Genomic DNA, 18,503 nt, shown 5'->3' on the forward strand with positions numbered 1-18,503 from the left:
TCCACCCTATCGGCAACACAACTATGAACCAAAATTCAAACAAACCGACTTTCAAATCAAACAACCGTACTTTTTCCGAACGCACTGTCGGTGACGACCGTCAAAAACGCGATAAAAATCGACCGCACTTTTCCTCAAAAAGCGATTCTCGCCAAGAATTTCGCAGAGAGCGAGATAACGACAGAAATACTAAGCCGAAATTTAAACGCGCTGAAAGCCAAGAAAAAACCTTACACATTGCCGAAAGCACGATGAAAAAAGCCGGTGGTGCGGAAGGCAACGTGAAAGTCACCGTCAAAAGCAGTCGTTTCGATGATAAGCCAAGAGAGAAGAAGACCGGCCCATTGTCACCACGCGCACCGGAAAAAATCAAAAAGAATCGCGCAGAAGAAATGAAAGTGTATGGTGAAAATTCGTGTTTAGCCTTATTCCAACAGCGCCCGGGAAGCATTGTGCGCTTGTGGGCAACCGTACAAATGGCGCATAAAATTGGGGATATTTGCAGTTATTTAGCCACTAATAAAAAGGTGTATCACATTGTGGACAACGACGAGATGATCAAAGTCAGCGGCACAGAACACCATGGTGGCATTTGTATGTTAGTGAAAAAAGCCCATCCGTTTACGTTGCAAGGCTATTTGGATGTGCCACATCAAGAAGATTGCTTGGTGTTGTTAGATAATGTGAACAACGCACAAAATATTGGCGGTATTTTGCGTACTTGTGCCTTTTTCGGGGTGAAAAATATTGTGGTAGAGAACGCTGAAAGCCTTAATTCTGCCGTGACCTTACGCATTGCAGAAGGCGGCGCGGAATATGTGCGCGTATTGGAAACCAATGACACCCGCAATGCGCTTGCCCAATTACGCCAAGCCGGTTATCAAATTCTTCACGTGAGCGGTGATGAAAATGCGACAGCATTGGATAAAGTGCGGTTAAAAAATAAAACGGTTTTTGTGCTGAGTGAAGGTTCGACAGAGGCTTTATCAGAGAAAAGCGATGAACAGGTTCGTTTGGCGTTTGCCAGCCCACTGAAAAATGGCTTAAACGTATCGGTCAATGCCGGAATTTTGCTGGCGAAATGGTATTTTAGATAAAACGAGAAAAGTTAGGGCGGGTAAAAACGCCCTCTTTTTTCACCGCACATTCAAATGCGTTACAGTTTGTCCCCATGGTGAATTAACACAAAGCGCTCCCATAGCTGTTCTTCACTTTCCACATGATCCGGGTCGGTGATAATACATTTGCTGATAGGGCAAACTTTTTGACAGGTGGGCGTGTCGTAGTGACCGACACATTCGGTGCAGAGTTCGGGATCGATGACATAGATCTCATCGCCGATTGAAATTGCTTCATTCGGGCATTCCGGCAAGCACATATCGCAGTTCGTGCATTTGTCAGTGATGAGTAGAGCCATAGCGTCCTCGGGGAAAATGAAAGGGTCGGATTATAATCAATACGTTAACAAAGTGAAAGGAATTTTATGAACGAAAAACGTATGTTGCTACTGTCTTTTTTTGTGGTGGCATTTTTAATGTTTTTACTTGCCGGTTGGTATTATTTTTCCCAACAGAAACAAGCGGCGGAGGTGGTGGTTGATCGTAATTACGATTACGTCATGAAAAACGATCCTATCGGACAAAATAAACAGGCTCAAACCGATTATTACACCCTCGTGTTGTCTTGGTCGCCGGCATTTTGTGAACGACAACGTCAACAATACGGCGATAATTTGCCGACCTCTTTGCAATATCAATGCGGCTTAACCCAACAATTCGGTTGGATTGTGCATGGATTGTGGTCACAAAACAAACAAGCCCGAAGAGTCTCCGATCACCCGCGCTTTTGTCAAGGCGATTTACCGCAATTACCGCAAGACCTTATTGAACGCTATTTGCCTGAGATGCCGAGTGCCGGCTTATTACAAGGCGAGTGGGAAAAACACGGCGCGTGTATGTTTAACAATGCGCAAGATTATTTTGAAAAGATCAAAAATTTATACCGCACTTTGAAGCTACCAAACTATGAATTAAGCCGTACCGAACTGTTTAAATGGATGCGAAAAAACAACCCGCAATTAAAAGATGTTTACCTTGGCGCTGCGCGTAATGAACTCTTTATTTGTTACGATTTAGACTGGCAAATTATAGATTGTCCAAGCAGCCGAACCGGTTATTAATCCAATAATTCGACATGGATCAATGAAATGTGTAATCCTGAATGTGAGCCCTTGAATTCAGGTTACAAGCTACTCAGTTACGGGTATAATGCCAACAGTTTTTATTTTTAATTTTAACCAGTAAAAAGAGGTAAATTATGTCAGTAATTAAAATGACCGATTTAGATTTGAATGGTAAACGCGTATTTATCCGTGCCGACCTAAACGTACCGGTAAAAGACGGTAAAGTTACATCAGATGCGCGTATCCGTGCCACCATCCCAACCTTAAAATTAGCCTTAGAAAAAGGCGCAAAAGTAATGGTCACCTCTCACTTAGGCCGTCCGACCGAAGGTGAATTCAAACCTGAAGATTCCCTCCAACCTGTTGTTGATTATTTAAACGAACATCTTGATGTCCCGGTACGCTTAGTACGCGATTACCTTAACGGTGTTGAAGTGAACGCCGGTGAAATCGTGGTATTAGAAAACGTGCGCGTCAACAAAGGCGAAAAGAAAAATGATCCGGAATTAGGTAAAAAATACGCCGCACTTTGTGATGTGTTCATCATGGATGCCTTTGGTACAGCTCACCGTGCGCAAGCATCAACTTACGGCGTTGCAGAATTTGCACCGGTTGCCTGTGCAGGTCCATTACTTGCAGCAGAATTAGATGCGTTAGGTAAGGCGTTAAAAGAACCTGCACGTCCAATGGTGGCGATCGTGGGTGGTTCTAAAGTCTCCACCAAATTAGAAGTACTAAACTCACTTTCCAAAATTGCCGACCAAATTATCGTGGGTGGCGGTATCGCCAACACCTTCATTGCTGCCGCAGGTCATAACGTGGGTAAATCCTTATACGAAGCCGATTTAATCCCGGTTGCTAAAGAATTAGCGGCAAGCACAGACATTCCAGTACCGGTTGATGTTCGCGTGGGTACCGAATTCTCCGAAACCGCACCGGCAACAGAAAAATCCGTGACCGAAGTGAAAGATGACGAATCTATTTTCGACATCGGTGATAAATCTGCAAAACAATTAGCAGAAATCATCAAAAATGCGAAAACCGTTTTATGGAACGGCCCGGTGGGTGTTTTTGAGTTCCCTAACTTCCGTAAAGGAACAGAAATCATTTCTCACGCCATTGCCAACAGCGATGCGTTCTCCATTGCGGGCGGTGGTGATACGCTTGCTGCTATCGACCTATTCGGTATCGCAGATAAAATTTCCTATATCTCTACCGGTGGCGGTGCTTTCTTAGAATTCGTTGAAGGCAAAGTATTACCGGCAGTAGAAATCCTCGAAAAACGTGCGAAAAACTAACCGCACTTTTTCTGCGTAAGATCATCATAGCGCGCGTCTGCTGACGCGTGCTATCAATCAAAAACGTAAAACAACTTCTTCAAATGGTGGGGTCAACCCACCCAACACAAAAGGAAAAAACGAAAATGGCTAAATTATTAGATATCGTCAAACCGGGCGTGCTTACCGGTGAAGATGTTCAAAAAGTATTCGCATACGCAAAAGAACACGGCTTCGCACTTCCTGCCGTAAACTGCGTCGGCTCCGACTCCGTGAACGCCGTATTAGAAACGGCTGCCCGCGTGAAAGCGCCGGTCATTATTCAATTCTCTAATGGCGGTGCGGCATTCTATGCAGGCAAAGGCATCAAACCAACCAGCGGTGCACGTCCAGACGTGTTAGGTGCCATTGCAGGTGCAAAACACGTTCATACTTTAGCCAAAGAATACGGCGTACCAGTGATTTTACACACCGACCACGCAGCGAAAAAATTACTTCCATGGATCGATGGTTTACTTGAAGCTGGTGAAAAATACTTCGCTGAAACCGGTCGTCCATTATTCTCTTCCCACATGCTTGACCTTTCCGAAGAGCCAATGGAAGAAAACATGGCAATCTGCCGTGAATACCTTGCCCGTATGGACAAAATGGGGATGACCCTTGAAATCGAAATCGGTATTACCGGTGGCGAAGAAGATGGTGTGGACAACTCCGGCGCAGATGAATCTCGTCTTTACACCCAACCATCTGATGTGCTTTATGTTTACGACCAATTAAATCCGGTCAGCCCGAACTTTACCGTTGCAGCCGCATTCGGTAACGTACACGGCGTGTACAAACCGGGTAACGTAAAATTAAAACCGTCTATCTTAGGTGCAAGCCAAGAATTCGTGGCAAAAGAACGCAACCTTCCGGCGAAACCAATCAATTTCGTGTTCCATGGTGGTTCCGGTTCTTCCCGTGAAGAAATTCGTGAAGCGATTAGCTACGGCGCAATTAAAATGAATATTGACACCGACACCCAATGGGCGTCTTGGAACGGTATTCTCAACTTCTACAAAGCAAACGAAGCGTATTTACAAGGTCAGTTAGGTAACCCAGAAGGTCCTGATGCACCAAACAAAAAATACTACGACCCACGCGTTTGGTTACGCAAAATGGAAGAGTCTATGTCTAAACGCTTAGAACAATCTTTCGAAGACTTAAACTGCGTTGACGTTTTATAATTGAAAAAAACACATTAAAATGTAACCGCACTTTTTAGTGCGGTTTTTTATTTATTTCTTTTTTAAGAGAGGCTTATGTTTGATTTAAAACATGATAAGCTCGCCCTATTTATCAACGTCTGTGTCGGTTTTTTCTTTTTATCCGCCTTAACGTTCCAAGGCGGCTACAATGTTGCACCGATGGCGCTTATGCTATTAGGGCTTGGCTATAGCGTTTATTGCTTATTCAAAAAAATGCCTTTTGCTCTCACGAAAGAGGCAAAATGGCTGATTTGGACGTTACTCTTTTATTTTTCTGTTTTTGTGCTTTCTTGGTTAATTCATGATGGAAAAATACGTGAATTAGATAATCCAAGTCGTGTATTGCTATTCATTCCGGTGCTTCTATTGCTACTGCATATCCCTCCACGCCTAAACATGGTGCTTTATGCGATTCCTTTAGGTTCAATGATTGCGGGCATCACTGCCATCTATGACAAGCTAGTATTACACAGTGAAATGGCATTTAGTTCTCGAATTATGCATATTCAAGGTGGCGACATTTCGATGTCACTGGGGATGTTTAGTTTTGCTATCGGGTTTTATTTCTTTCAAAAAACACAATTAAAACTGACCGCACTTTGCATACTAGCCGCTTTATTTGGCATCTTAGGCAGCATTCTTTCCACGGCGCGTGGCGGTTGGCCGGCATTGCCCATTCTCTTGATTGCATTACTTTGGATATATCGCCGTAATTTATCAAAAACCTTCTTTATTACGTTGATTGGCTTGTTTACTCTCGCCATTATCGGCATCACGCAAATGCCAAATAATCAGATAAGTGAGCGTTTTGCGGCAGCACAAGATGATATTCAACAATATTTAGAACAGGGCAATGGTTCTACCTCTGTCGGCGCACGTTTTGATATGTGGCAATCCGTCTTTATCATGGTAAAAGAAAAACCGATATTGGGCTGGGGAACACAAGGCGCACCCCAAAAACGCCACCAGTTAGCCGAACAAGGCATCATCAGCCAATACGCCGGGCAATTTACGCATGCGCACAATCAATATTTAGATGATCTTTCTAAGCGTGGCATCGTTGGATTAGTCGCCTTTTTAGCAATCTTTGTTATACCGCTACGCCGTTTTATGCCGGGCTTAAAAAGCGACTCCGCAGAAACAAAATTAATTGCCACATTAGGCACCCTTCATGTGCTCGCCGTGATGATTTACTGCCTAAGCCAAAGCTTCTTCACCCATAATTCAGGGAATTTATTTTACTTTTTCCTCACGATTGTATGGTATGCCTTGTTCACCACGCAGCAAGGTAATATCAAGAAGATGTCATAAGCCTAAAATTAACAATCCTCTACGATGGCGTAAGCGTCTACGCTTGTGCCCGTAACTAAAATGAAAAAAGCACAAGCGTGGACGCTTGCGCTATCGTGGGGGCTTATAACTAATTAAAAGAAAAAAGGCACACGTTAGGAAACGTGCGCCATCGTGGGGTAAGTTCCAAAAATATATAATTATTTATGATTCTTAGTTCTCTCCCAAAGTTGAATCGCATCATCCTCAATCTCTAAATAGGACTTTCTACTTAATGGGGTTCTTATACGAGCTCTATCGTTATCCCTCTCCCACTCAACTGTCAATCCACCTCTAGATTTATCTTTTCTAATTAATTTTGTTCCTAATCCTAAACTCATGGAAAATAAATCAAGAAAACGTCTTGACCCAACACCAATGAAAGGCTCAAATATAACTTTATTTTTCATTTTACTATTTTCGTCTGTTCCATCCTCTGATTCTCCAATTAAAACTATAGAATCATCATGTAATTCTAACGCTCTACTTTTAGGATAAGGCTCTACATACACAACCCTTTTTATACCACTTGCAACTATATGTTTAGCGCAATTATGGCAAGGAAATGTTGTACAATATAGCGTTGAATCTTTTGTAGGAATACCATTTCTGCCACAAGATAATATAGCTTCCATCTCCGCATGAACTACACGACCAAACTCTGTTAAATCAGATATAGAGCTTTTTTGCAAAACTTGTTCTAACCCTGCAAGTTGTTTCTCATCTAAATGAGCTTCCATTTCTCTTAAAATATTATCTATGATTATTTTTTGTATTTTTTTATTAGGGTCCTCTTTTCTTGTGTAATCTTTTCCTCTTTGTCCATCAAGTATTTCACCATTTTCTTGTGGTTCAGCCCAATAGAGTCCGCCGCCAAACTGAGGAACATCATTACACCCTAACGATAAAATATGTTTATCTCTACTTAACACTGCACCAACTTGTCTGGATAAATCAGATGAGCGTACAGAACTATTAAAAGCCATAAACATGGCAAATTCATCAAAAGTTGGATTTTTATAAGGATCTGAAAAAATAAGATCTAGAAATCTTTGTAAAGTATTTGCCAAATTTTTACCTTTATCATCATCTTGATTTACAAAGAAATCTGCAAGATGATAAGTATCTCTAGTTTTCTGACCAGATTTATTTTCCTCATTTTCATCTCTATTTATTAATTCATTCGCCTGTTCTTGAGTACATTGTTTATTAACTCTTAAATATTCTTCTCTTTGCTTTCTATTTGCATGCACACCTAGTAAATAAAATCCATTATTATAAACTTTTCTAAGTAACTCTACTTCATCAGGATGTTTTAAAGAATTAATAATATACGCAATTTTTTTATTGTTAGTTTTTTCTCTACATTTTCTTATTAATCCAACGACTCCTTTAGCTAAAATATCATTACCAAAACTTTCTCTAAGTTTATCTCCTTCTTTTATTAAAAATTCAATTCTCTCATTTTCTTTATTTACAGACGCTTTAGGTAATAATTCTGAAACTCTTATTACTTCAACATGATACTTAAAATTTCTTAATCGATTTGCAAGGGTGTCTGTTATTTGAGTTGGATTAACACCAACAGGACTAACTATACCAATAATTAACTCACTGTCACGTATATTATTATCTGGAGTAAGATATATAAAATCATCTTCTTTATTAGAAAGATCTTTAACATCATCCGAAAGTGCTGTGTCAGTAACATCATCACATAATCTTATAGATGATACAAAATTCTTATCATTTAAAGTAAAATATACTGAATCACCTACACTTAAATCTTTAAATTCTACCTTACTAAACTGAGTATATTTTGTATTAAAGCCATAATCTTCCTGATTTCCAATCGCTTTTATATATCCATACTTCTTTTTATATTCAATAAATGATATATGTGATTTTAACTCTTGACTCATAATAACCTCACTTTATTGATAATATTAAAAAATAATATTTTTAGTATCTCTTACTTTGTATCAAATTTCCATAATCAATTTCACATTATTTGAAATTCACCCTCGCATTCCTAAACACCCGCATCCAAGCTCCATCTTCGCCCCACTCTTCCGGATGCCATGAGTTGCTTACTGTACGGAAAACACGTTCTGGGTGTGGCATCATGATGGCGACGCGGCCGTTGGTATTGGAAAGGGCGGTGATGCCGAGGGCAGAGCCGTTCGGGTTCGCCGGATACAGTTCTGTTGGGTTGAGGTTGTTGTCGATGTATTGCGCCACAATCAAGTTTTGTGATTGAAGTGCGGTCAGATCTGCAGGCGTTTTGAATTCCACTCTGCCCTCACCGTGGGAAACGGCAATTGGCATGTGGGAGCCTGCCATGCCTTGGAACCACAGGGAGTTGCTTTCATTAATACGAACCAAAGCGGCGCGGGCTTCGAAACGTTCAGATTTATTGCGCACGAAACGTGGCCAGTTTTCCGTGCCCGGAATGATTTCCGCCAAGGTTGAAAGCATTTGGCAACCGTTACAAATGCCAAGTGCAAGCGTGTCTTCACGTTCAAAGAATTGGCTGAATTGATCCCGTAAGTGCGGGTTAAATAAAATGGATTTCGCCCAACCGCCACCGGCGCCGAGCACGTCGCCGTAAGAGAAGCCACCGCACGCTACTAGCGCATTGAAGTGTTGCAAGTCATAACGGCGATTATGCAAGTCGCTCATGTGTACGTCGATAGCCTCAAAGCCGGCGCGGTCAAATGCTGCCGCCATTTCCACATGGCTGTTGACGCCTTGTTCACGCAATACCGCCACTTTCGGGCGTTTTCCGGTGGCAATATAAGGCGCAGCAATGTCTTCGCTCGGGTCGTAGGTTAAATGGGCGGAGAAACCTTTGTCCTGCGGATTTTTCTTCGCTGCGAACTCTTGGTCGGCACATTCCGGGTTGTCGCGTAAGCGTTGCATTTGATGGGTCAATTCCGCCCAAATGCCGCGCAAGTCGGAGCGTTTTTCATTGAGTAACACTTTGTTGCCGCGGGTGATTTCGATTTCGTCGTCTTCGGTAACAGCGCCTAATTCTTTCACTAAGTGCAACACATTGTGTTTAGCGAAGACATCGCGCACGAGACTCAAATCGCTGTCGCGCACTTGGATCACCGCGCCCAATTCTTCGTTAAATAACACCGCTAAATCGTTGTCGCCTAAGGCGCTGATATCCACAGCCACGCCACAATGTCCGGCAAATGCCATCTCCGCCAAGGTGACGATTAGCCCGCCATCGGAGCGGTCGTGGTATGCCAATAATTTTTCTTGCGCCACCAAGTCCTGCATGGCGTTAAAGAAATTTTTCAATGTGTCGGCGTTGACCACATCCGCAGGTTTGTCGCCAAGTTGGGCATAAACCTGTGCTAACGCCGTAGCGCCCAAGCGGTTGTTGCCTTCGCCCAAATCCACCAACAACAAGCGCGATTGTCCTTTATCGGTGCGTAATTGTGGAGTGACGGTTTTCCGCACGTCTTCCACGCGGGCAAAAGCGCTGATGATTAAGGAAAGCGGTGAAGTCACGCTTTTTTGTTCGCCGTTTTCCTGCCAAGTGGTTTTCATGGACATGGAGTCTTTACCCACCGGAATGGTTAAACCTAATTGCGGGCAAAGCTCCTCGCCCACGGCTTTCACCGCCGCGTATAAGCCGGCATCTTCGCCTTTGTGACCCGCGGCGGACATCCAGTTGGCGGATAATTTAATGCGTTTAATGTCGCCGATATTTGTGGCGGCAATGTTGGTTAAGGATTCTGCCACGGCTAAACGGGCAGACGCCGCAAAATCTAACAATGCTACCGGCGTGCGTTCGCCCATGGACATGGCTTCGCCGTAATAGCTATCTAATGTCGCCGTGGTGACCGCGCAGTCTGCCACCGGTACTTGCCACGGGCCGACCATTTGGTCACGCGCCACCATGCCGGTCACCGTGCGGTCACCGATGGTGATTAAGAAGGTTTTTTCCGCCACTGCAGGTAAACGAAGTACGCGATGTAACGCCTCTTTTAATTGAATTTGGCTTTGTTCAAGTGGTTCGCCATTAACGCTTGCCGTTTGCACATCGCGGGTCATTTTCGGGGTTTTGCCAAGCAACACGCCCATTGGTAAATCGATCGGATTGTTGTTGAAATGCTCGTCATGTAAGGTTAAATGTTCTTCTTCCGTGGCTTCGCCGATCACCGCATAAGGCGCGCGTTCACGGCGGCAAAGTTCCTCAAAGTGCGGTAGTTTTTCCGGATGAATGGCAAGCACATAACGCTCTTGTGATTCGTTACACCAAATTTCCAACGGACTCATTTCGCGCTCGTCGCTTAAGATTTTGCGGAGCTCAAATTTACCGCCACGACCGCCGTCATGCACCAATTCCGGCATAGCGTTGGATAAACCGCCCGCACCCACATCATGAATAAAGGCAATCGGGTTGTCATCGCCCAGTTGCCAGCAACGGTCGATCACTTCTTGGCAACGACGTTCCATTTCAGGGTTATCCCGTTGTACGGAGGCGAAATCCAAGTTTTCTTTGGATTTGCCGGATGCCATAGAAGACGCCGCACCACCGCCCAAGCCGATGTTCATGGCAGGCCCACCAAGCACAACCAGTTTTGCGCCCACCGGAATGTCGCCTTTTTGCACGTGTTCGGCACGAATGTTGCCGATACCGCCCGCCAACATAATTGGTTTATGGTAACCGCGTACTTCTTCACCGTTGAAGCTATTCACTTTTTGTTCGTAAGTACGGAAATAACCGAGCAATGCAGGACGACCGAATTCGTTATTAAACGCCGCGCCACCTAAGGGGCCTTCCAGCATAATGTCTAAAGCGGAAGCAATACGGTTCGGTTTGGAAAGCGGCGCTTCCCAAGGTTGCTCAAAGTTTGGAATGCATAAGTTGGATACAGAGAAACCCACCAAACCCGCTTTTGGTTTTGCGCCGCGACCGGTCGCGCCTTCATCACGGATTTCACCGCCGGAACCGGTTGCTGCGCCCGGGAACGGGGAAATGGCGGTTGGGTGGTTGTGGGTTTCCACTTTCATTAAAATGTGGGTGTCTTCATTGTGATAACGGTAAATACCGTCTTGATCCGGGAAGAAACGTCCCGCTTTAGAACCTTCCATCACTGCCGCATTATCTTTATACGCAGAAAGCACGAAATCAGGGGTTTTCTCAAAGGTATTTTTAATCATTTTAAACAAGGATTTATCCTGTTTTTTGCCGTCGATAATCCAATCGGCATTGAAAATTTTGTGGCGACAGTGTTCCGAGTTGGCTTGCGCGAACATATACAGTTCGATGTCGTGCGGATTGCGTCCAAGTGCGGTGAAATTTTCCATCAAATAATCGATTTCATCTTCCGCCAATGCCAAGCCAAGTTCCACGTTGGCACTTTCTAAAGCACGGCGTCCGCCATTTAAAATATCCACGGTTTTGAACGGTTTTGGTTCTTTTTGACGGAACAACACTTCTGCATAGTCTGCCTTGCGAACCACGGTTTCCATCATGCGGTCATGTAAAAGTGCGGTGAGTTTTTCCGTTGTTTTTTCGTCTAACGGTTGGCTTAATTCAAAGTAATATGCCAAACCACGTTCAATGCGTTCCACTTCGTTCAAACCACAGTTATGGGCGATGTCGGTAGCTTTGGATGACCAAGAAGAAATGGTGCCGACACGCGGAATCACAATAAAACTTTCCCCTTTCGCTTCATGTTCTGCCAAGGTTGGACCGTAATGCAACAAGGCTTTCAGTTTCGCTTCCTGTTCAGCAGAAAGGGCGGTGTTTAATGCCACAAAATGCACATACTCCGCATACACGGATTTCACCGGCAATTGTTGCTGCTGGAATTTTTGCATTAAGCCATTGATACGGAATTCGGAAAGGGCAGGTGAGCCACGGAAAGTTTGAAACATGAGGATTACCTTTAAGGTTGAATTGAAACAAAAATTGCGGGCTATTATAAAGGAAAATCAAAGAGACGAAAACGTTTGCGTCATCTCTTTTTAGACATGGGCATGGTCATTTTGACGTAAAGGCGAATTGACAGATACGGTGAAATGAAAAAATAACAGAAAAATGGCGCAAGTCAGTCAACCGACTTGCGCATCTTGACAGCCCAAAAATAAGCTTTTAAATGATCTGCCCCCAAAAATCTAGACGATTAATTCAAGGACTGACAACGATATTGTATCGGACTCAGTCCTTTTAATTTCAGTTGGATTCGACGGTGGTTATAATAGTCTAAATATTCGGGGCAGTTGCCGTAAAATCACGCTCAAGACGATTCGGGGCAATATGGCCTATTGTGCCTCGATAGGTCGTGAATTTCTTGCCTTTTCTTGACCGCACTTGAAGTCCAAGTTCCCGCATTAAACGTTGGATTTTCTTATGATTTACCGTTGGTAGACAGGCGCAAACGATCTTCTTCTGTTTTGGGTGGCGGTGGCATTTTTGCATATTTAGGTTTCATCGGCGGTCGTCCGGATGGTTTTCGAGGAATAAGTCCTTTTATGCCAGTTTTTTCAAACCGTTTCAACCACGTCCCGACTAAGGCGTTGGAAGGAATATTGTAAAAACGCGCGGCTTCTCTGATACTCATTTCTCTATTCAAGATAGGTCGGAGAATTTGTAATTTAAATTCTGTTGTGTAGTGTTTACCCATAAAAAATCTGCACCTTAATTGTTGGTTGGTAAGTCCAACTTTTGGGGTGCAGATCATTTTTCAACCGCACTTTTTATTTACTGAATAAATTTACTAACTTAGATCTTTTACTTATTTTCTAATGCTGATTTAATCAACATTTGAGTTCCAAACCATCCCCAATAAATACGGTGATTAACAATCAGCCCATTACGGATTTCCATTAGTTCAAGGATATCAACTTGTTCTCCATCTGGAGTTTGGCGAGGATATTCCCACACCAAAACATCTCCTGTAATGAAATATTTTCCTGTTCTATACCAACGAACCAGCTCATTAGGACGACGTCGAGTCCCCTCATTTAAAAAAGCCAGAATTTCTGTTTTTCCACGTAATATGCCACTATCTTTATTAATCAAAATAGGAACTAGCGGGCTTTCAAGTACGGCATCTTCAGCATACAGTTCAATTAACGCCTTTGTCTCTCTTTTTTTGGCATATTTATGCCATTTTTCATAGATCTCTTTCATGCTGTCTTCTTATTCTGGTTTGATAACGAGTAAGATTAATTAACCCACTATAAAAGTGATAGCCCTATAATGGTTATTTAACCACTTCCGCTGAATATTTTAACCGATGAATAGCGTCAATTAATTGTTCATCTGTCACTTTCGGATCTTCTAACACTGTGACTGTCCCATCTTTAATTGATGCTTTGGTGGAAATCACGCCGTCAATATTACGCAATTCTTTGTTCACCAAATAAGCACAAAGCTGGCAATTCATTTCTTTCACTTTCAAGACAATTTTCTTTTCTGCTTGTACGGGTACTTCTTCTGCATGCGCAAAAGACAGGGCAAATAAAGAAAGCAAAAGTGCGGTGCATAATTTTTTCATTTTTTCGTTCCTAATCAGTTAATTCTAATATCCAAGGCAACAGTGTTGGATAGGTTAAGAAAAACAGCATGATGATGAACACCATCCAATACAACACAATGAGCTTTTTACGAGAAATGTATTTGCTACAAATGATTTTTTTAGAAAACATCAGTAACCAAAAACCGTAAGCAAAGGCGCACAATGACACAATGAGCATCGGTATGCGCAAATAATCATACTCGCCAAAACCAATCAGCCAAGTGGATGACACGCCGAAGAGCAAATAAATCAAGGGGGCAATACAGCACAAGGTGGAAGCCACCGCAGCACTCAGCGCAGTGGCAATAGCAATCCAAAAAGATTTATTGGAGTTTTTTGGAGACGTAGTCATATTTAAATGCTTTCGGATCAAAAGAATTTAACGGATCGCCGCCCACTTCGGCATACGGATAGCCAAAGTTGTTGATTGGCGCTAATTCCGGTTGTGGATACAACTCGAAGTCACGTGCGTGGTTAAAGCCCACCCAGTTGGCTTCCCAGTTACCGAATAAATATTTCGCGACCGCTTGGGTATCTTTATCTTCAACAGATTTTTTCTCCGCTAAGCGCATTTTTGCTACATCCGCTGAATCCACCGGCACCCAACCGAAGCCGGCAAGATAAAATTCTGCACGACAGTGTTGACCACCACTCACATTTGCCACGCCATGTTCATCTGCGCTGCCGAATGCACCTTTGGAATATTTACCCATTTTTTCCGCCGCACCTAAACGAATGCCGAAAATTTCACGGGCAGGAATGCCTGCTGCGCGGGCAAGTGCCACGAAAACGGAGTTAATATCAGTACATTTCCCTTTTAAGACACCGGTGGTTAAGATTTTTTCCACATCGCCATCACCACAACCCAAAACGGAATTATCCCGTTCCATGTTGCCTACGATCCATTGGTGGATTAATTCTGCTTTTTTCAACGGATTGGTTTCAGAACCTACAATTTTATCCGCAAATTGTTTCACAATACCGTCAATTTTAATGTGTTGTGTTGGTTTCAAATATTCTTGTACATCGACAGAATACTGAATGTCTTTCGGTGGCATGTAGTGTTCCAAAGCGCCTTTTACCATCGGTTCGCGATCTTTGGTTTCAATCACCATGGTCACTTTCAAATCACGTTTTTGCGCATCTTTATCCCACGTGGCAAATAAGGTTTTCGCACCGTATTTGTTGTTTTCCGTCACATAGGCATTCAAATAATTGCCTTCAAATTGAATGGATTTGACTTGTTGATATTCACCGTTAAATGGCAATGGCACCCATAAATTTGTTTGACCTTGCGAACCTTTCGGCGCAATTAAGTCGTAAGTTTGGGTGAATTCATACAGATGAGAATCAGTATTGTAATTAGGTAAAGAGGTGTTGGCATAAGCCATTGCGCTGCAAGAAAGCACCGCAGTTGCGATAAGATGCTTCATCCAGAAGACTCCTTAAATTAGATTGGAAGTTAAACTTAACATAAATCCACCGAAGTGAATAAAAGCTATACTAATGAATTTCAGGAAGAAGCTCAATGAATTTCAGAGAGATTTTCTCAAGAGAGAAATACACGGAAATCTGACCGCACTTTTTCATAAAACAGGGTTATTTTTCCCCTGTTTCATGCCCTGCCGAATGGCTTGGTTTACGGCGTTTGCCGATATTTTTACGATCTTGATGACGTTGTTTGGCTTTTTTATCCGCTTTCTTTTGCGCCTCGCGTTTTTCTAATTTTTTCGCTTTTTGTTTTTTGCTGACGGTTTTGATTTCGCCGTCTTTCGGCGCTTTGGTGCGCGGTTCCAAACCTTCAATCACTCGGGCTTTCAGAATTTCTTGGGTATAACGCTTAATTTTGCCCAACAGACGATAATCGTGCGCTTCTACGAAAGACACGGCGGTGCCTTTTTTGCCGGCACGCGCGGTACGCCCGATGCGGTGCAAATAAGTATCGGCGCTGTACGGCAAATCAAAATTCATAATGTGGCTAACATCATCAATATCAATCCCGCGTGCGGAGACATCCGTGGAGACCAACACCGTTACTACGCCGTTTTTCAGTTTATCGATAGCGTTGTTGCGTTGGGTTTGCGCCATTTCTCCTTCCAGATACGTGCTACGAATACCGCGTTTGCGCAGATTTTCCGCCAGTTCGCGCACATCTTCCCGACGACGGACGAATACAATACCCTTACTGACTTGCTCTTGCTCAATGAAACGCGCCAATAATTTAAATTTATGCTCATTGCTGTCGGCATGATAATACCATTGCTGAATTTTCTTCCGCTCACGGCGACTCGGTTCCGCATCAATTTTTACCGGCTCGTTTAACGTGCGGTCGGCAAAATCTTCCAATAAATCGCCTTCAAGGGTCGCCGAGAACAATAACGTTTGCTTACGCCAACGGGTTTCTGCCGAGATTTTCTCTGCATCTTGTCCAAAGCCCATTTGCAACATTCTGTCCGCTTCGTCAAAAATCAGAATTTCTACCGCGCGGCAATCAAAATTTTCTTCTTTAATGTATTGCAATAAACGCCCCGGGGTCGCCACCACAATGTCCTGATTTTTATTGAAAATCTCGCCGTGATTTTGATATGCCACACCGCCGGTGATGGTTGCAATACTGAGTTTGGTGAAGCAGGCAAGTTCTTCCGCCTGTTCCGCCACCTGCATGGCAAGTTCACGGGTTGGCGTAAGAATCAACACACGCGGTGCGCCCGGTTTACGGCGCGGATAATCCAATAAATGTTGAATCGCCGGTAGCAAAAATGCGGCGGTTTTTCCGGTACCGGTCGGTGCTGATCCGAGGACATCAAACCCCTCCATCGCGGCAGGAATGGTTTCCTGTTGGATGGCGGTAGGGCGTTGGTAGCCTTTTTTCTGGAGGGCGTTGAGCAATTCAGGCGCGAGATCAAAATCTGCAAATTGAATGAAGTCTGTCATGGGTATGTGTTGTTCATTAATATTAAAATTGCGCCGAATTATACCGCACTTTACCGTTAAAGTTGGCGTTAACCAAAAACTTTTATTATCAAGATTGCCATTGGGCGTATTTACCTTAGTAGGGTTCTAAAACGAATAAAAAATAAGCAATCTATTGCAATGCTTAAAACAGATTACCTAAACGCAAACGTTTGCGCTATAATACGCCACCTCAAATTTACTTCAGAAATCAAAGGAAATTATTCATGCAATCAACTCGTCCCATTCGCCAAGCATTGCTTAGCGTGTCCGATAAATCCGGTATTGTGGAATTCGCCCAGGGCCTCGTAAAACGCGGTGTTAAACTGCTTTCTACCGGCGGTACGGCAAAACTGTTAGAACAAAACGGCTTGCCGGTAACCGAAGTGTCCGATTACACCGGTTTTCCGGAAATGATGGACGGTCGCGTGAAAACCTTACACCCGAAAGTGCACGGTGGGATTTTAGGTCGTCGTGGTACGGACGATGCGATCATGCAGCAACACGGCATTGAAGGCATTGATATGGTGGTGGTGAATTTATATCCTTTCGCCGCAACCATGGCAAAACCAAACTGCACGTTAGAAGATGCGGTGGAAAATATTGATATTGGCGGCCCAACCATGGTGCGTTCTGCTGCGAAAAACCATAAAGATGTAGCGATTGTCGTGAATAATCAGGATTTTGATGCCATTCTTGCCGAAATGGATCAACATCAAAACAGCTTAACCCTAGAAACCCGTTTTGATCTTGCGATTAAAGCATTTGAACACACTGCCCAATATGATTCCATGATCGCCAACTATTTCGGTCAGTTGGTGAAACCTTATCATGTCGCCGCTGAAGAAGATGCGGAGGCGAAGTGCGGTCAATTCCCGCGGACTTTAAATTTGAACTTCGTGCGTAAACAAACCATGCGTTACGGCGAAAATGCCCATCAAAATGCCGCGTTTTATGTGGATCTCAATGTAAAAGAAGCGAGTGTGGCAACGGCAAACCAACTGCAAGGTAAAGCCTTGTCTTATAACAATATTGCCGATACCGACGCAGCCCTTGAATGTGTGAAAGAATTTGATGAACCGGCCTGTGTGATTGTGAAACACGCCAATCCATGCGGCGTGGCTTTAGGCAAAGATATTTTAGAGGCTTACAATCGCGCCTATCAAACAGACCCAACCTCAGCCTTTGGTGGCATCATTGCCTTTAACCGTGAATTAGACGAAAAAACCGCAAATGAAATTGTAGAACGTCAATTTGTGGAAGTGATTATCGCACCGAAAGTGTCTGCGGAAGCTGTTGAAGTGGTGAAACGTAAGAAAAATGTCCGTTTGCTTGAATGTGGAGAATGGCAAGCACGTACCCAACGTTTAGATTTCAAACGTGTGAACGGTGGCTTGTTGGTGCAAGAGGCGGATTTAGGCATGGTGGGCTTGGCTGATTTAAAAGTGGTCAGTAAACGTCAACCGACCGAACAAGAGCTGAAAGATTTATTATTCTGTTGGAAAGTGGCGAAATTTGTGAAATCGAATGCCATTATTTATGCCAAAGATAACCAAACCATCGGTATTGGCGCAGGCCAGATGAGCCGCGTGTATTCAGCCAAAATCGCCGGGATTAAAGCGCAAGATGAAGGTTTGGAAGTAGCCGGTTGTGTGATGGCATCCGATGCGTTCTTCCCATTCCGTGATGGCATTGATGCCGCGGCGAAAGTGGGCATTCAATGTGTGATTCATCCGGGTGGCTCAATGCGCGATCAGGAAGTGATTGATGCGGCAGATGAGCACAATATGGTGATGGTATTGACGGGAATGCGGCATTTTAGACATTAATTGATATCATAACTTCGCTCAATGAGCGACTTACTTATTCCCCCTCTTTTGTAAAGAGGGGGCTGGGGGGAGATTTAAACGATGCTAAATGTACTATGAGGTTGAAATAACTTCTGCCAAATCTCCCCTACCCCTCTTTG

Annotated in this window: 16 protein-coding genes and 1 pseudogene; 6 read left to right on the forward strand and 11 right to left on the reverse strand. The window is 43.6% G+C overall.

Going from position 1 to position 18,503, the window contains the following annotated elements; all coding sequences use genetic code 11:
• The first annotated feature begins 23 nt into the window (after positions 1-23).
• Positions 24-1,097 carry a tRNA/rRNA methyltransferase gene (locus tag Q0203_RS05120; RefSeq protein ID WP_297930017.1) on the forward strand — a complete coding sequence of 358 codons (1,074 nt, stop codon included), beginning with the start codon at positions 24-26 and terminating at the stop codon, positions 1,095-1,097.
• A gap of 59 nt (positions 1,098-1,156) precedes the next feature.
• On the opposite strand, the gene Q0203_RS05125 is transcribed toward Q0203_RS05120, so the two are convergent.
• Positions 1,157-1,417 (reverse strand): YfhL family 4Fe-4S dicluster ferredoxin, encoded by a 261-nt coding sequence (locus tag Q0203_RS05125; RefSeq protein ID WP_032997744.1) that lies wholly within the window; start codon positions 1,415-1,417, stop codon positions 1,157-1,159.
• A 66-nt stretch (positions 1,418-1,483) separates the two neighbouring features.
• Between Q0203_RS05125 and Q0203_RS05130 the strand changes: the two genes are divergently transcribed.
• From Q0203_RS05130 to Q0203_RS05145, 4 genes are all read left to right on the forward strand, one after another.
• On the forward strand, positions 1,484-2,179 hold the full coding sequence (locus Q0203_RS05130) for a ribonuclease T (RefSeq protein ID WP_111295591.1): 696 nt from the start codon (positions 1,484-1,486) through the stop codon (positions 2,177-2,179).
• Between the two features lie 137 nt (positions 2,180-2,316).
• Positions 2,317-3,480 (forward strand): phosphoglycerate kinase, encoded by a 1,164-nt coding sequence (pgk, locus tag Q0203_RS05135; protein ID WP_297930020.1) that lies wholly within the window; start codon positions 2,317-2,319, stop codon positions 3,478-3,480.
• 125 nt (positions 3,481-3,605) lie between these two features.
• Positions 3,606-4,685, forward strand: a complete 1,080-nt coding sequence (fbaA, locus tag Q0203_RS05140; RefSeq protein WP_297930022.1) for a class II fructose-bisphosphate aldolase — start codon at positions 3,606-3,608, stop codon at positions 4,683-4,685.
• A 75-nt stretch (positions 4,686-4,760) separates the two neighbouring features.
• A complete protein-coding gene (locus Q0203_RS05145) occupies positions 4,761-6,017 on the forward strand; it encodes an O-antigen ligase (protein WP_297930024.1) in 1,257 nt (418 codons plus the stop codon).
• A 179-nt stretch (positions 6,018-6,196) separates the two neighbouring features.
• On the opposite strand, the gene Q0203_RS05150 is transcribed toward Q0203_RS05145, so the two are convergent.
• From Q0203_RS05150 to srmB, 10 genes and pseudogenes are all read right to left on the reverse strand, one after another.
• On the reverse strand, positions 6,197-7,957 hold the full coding sequence (locus Q0203_RS05150) for an anti-phage dCTP deaminase (RefSeq protein ID WP_297930026.1): 1,761 nt from the start codon (positions 7,955-7,957) through the stop codon (positions 6,197-6,199).
• Between the two features lie 85 nt (positions 7,958-8,042).
• Entirely contained in the window at positions 8,043-11,936 is a 3,894-nt protein-coding gene (gene purL, locus Q0203_RS05155; RefSeq protein ID WP_297930028.1) for a phosphoribosylformylglycinamidine synthase, read from the reverse strand.
• Between the two features lie 248 nt (positions 11,937-12,184).
• Positions 12,185-12,274, reverse strand: a pseudogene (locus Q0203_RS05160) (IS3 family transposase); the annotation flags it as partial.
• Positions 12,265-12,480 (reverse strand): IS3 family transposase, encoded by a 216-nt coding sequence (locus Q0203_RS09660; protein WP_366517295.1) that lies wholly within the window; start codon positions 12,478-12,480, stop codon positions 12,265-12,267. The gene Q0203_RS09660 and the pseudogene Q0203_RS05160, both read right to left, overlap by 10 nt.
• Positions 12,410-12,685, reverse strand: a complete 276-nt coding sequence (locus Q0203_RS05170) for a helix-turn-helix domain-containing protein (protein WP_297930031.1) — start codon at positions 12,683-12,685, stop codon at positions 12,410-12,412. Before Q0203_RS05170 ends, Q0203_RS09660 begins: the two co-directional genes overlap by 71 nt.
• A 107-nt stretch (positions 12,686-12,792) precedes the next feature.
• Positions 12,793-13,194 (reverse strand): nuclear transport factor 2 family protein, encoded by a 402-nt coding sequence (locus tag Q0203_RS05175; RefSeq protein WP_297930033.1) that lies wholly within the window; start codon positions 13,192-13,194, stop codon positions 12,793-12,795.
• 73 nt (positions 13,195-13,267) lie between these two features.
• Complete coding sequence (locus Q0203_RS05180; protein ID WP_297930035.1) at positions 13,268-13,561, reverse strand: heavy-metal-associated domain-containing protein; 294 nt, start codon at positions 13,559-13,561, stop codon at positions 13,268-13,270.
• Between the two features lie 10 nt (positions 13,562-13,571).
• Positions 13,572-13,934: a mercuric transporter MerT family protein gene (locus Q0203_RS05185; protein WP_295975076.1), complete on the reverse strand. Its 363-nt coding sequence runs from the start codon at positions 13,932-13,934 to the stop codon at positions 13,572-13,574.
• Complete coding sequence (locus Q0203_RS05190) at positions 13,906-15,015, reverse strand: transglutaminase family protein (RefSeq protein WP_297930037.1); 1,110 nt, start codon at positions 15,013-15,015, stop codon at positions 13,906-13,908. Before Q0203_RS05190 ends, Q0203_RS05185 begins: the two co-directional genes overlap by 29 nt.
• Before the next feature lie 166 nt (positions 15,016-15,181).
• Positions 15,182-16,516 (reverse strand): ATP-dependent RNA helicase SrmB, encoded by a 1,335-nt coding sequence (srmB, locus tag Q0203_RS05195; protein WP_297930038.1) that lies wholly within the window; start codon positions 16,514-16,516, stop codon positions 15,182-15,184.
• A gap of 245 nt (positions 16,517-16,761) precedes the next feature.
• Between srmB and purH the strand changes: the two genes are divergently transcribed.
• Positions 16,762-18,363, forward strand: coding sequence for a bifunctional phosphoribosylaminoimidazolecarboxamide formyltransferase/IMP cyclohydrolase (gene purH, locus Q0203_RS05200; RefSeq protein ID WP_297930040.1), 1,602 nt, complete (start codon positions 16,762-16,764; stop codon positions 18,361-18,363).
• The last annotated feature ends 140 nt before the right edge of the window (positions 18,364-18,503 follow it).

Source organism: uncultured Aggregatibacter sp. (assembly GCF_938046485.1).
Classification (GTDB): Bacteria; Pseudomonadota; Gammaproteobacteria; order Enterobacterales; family Pasteurellaceae; genus Aggregatibacter.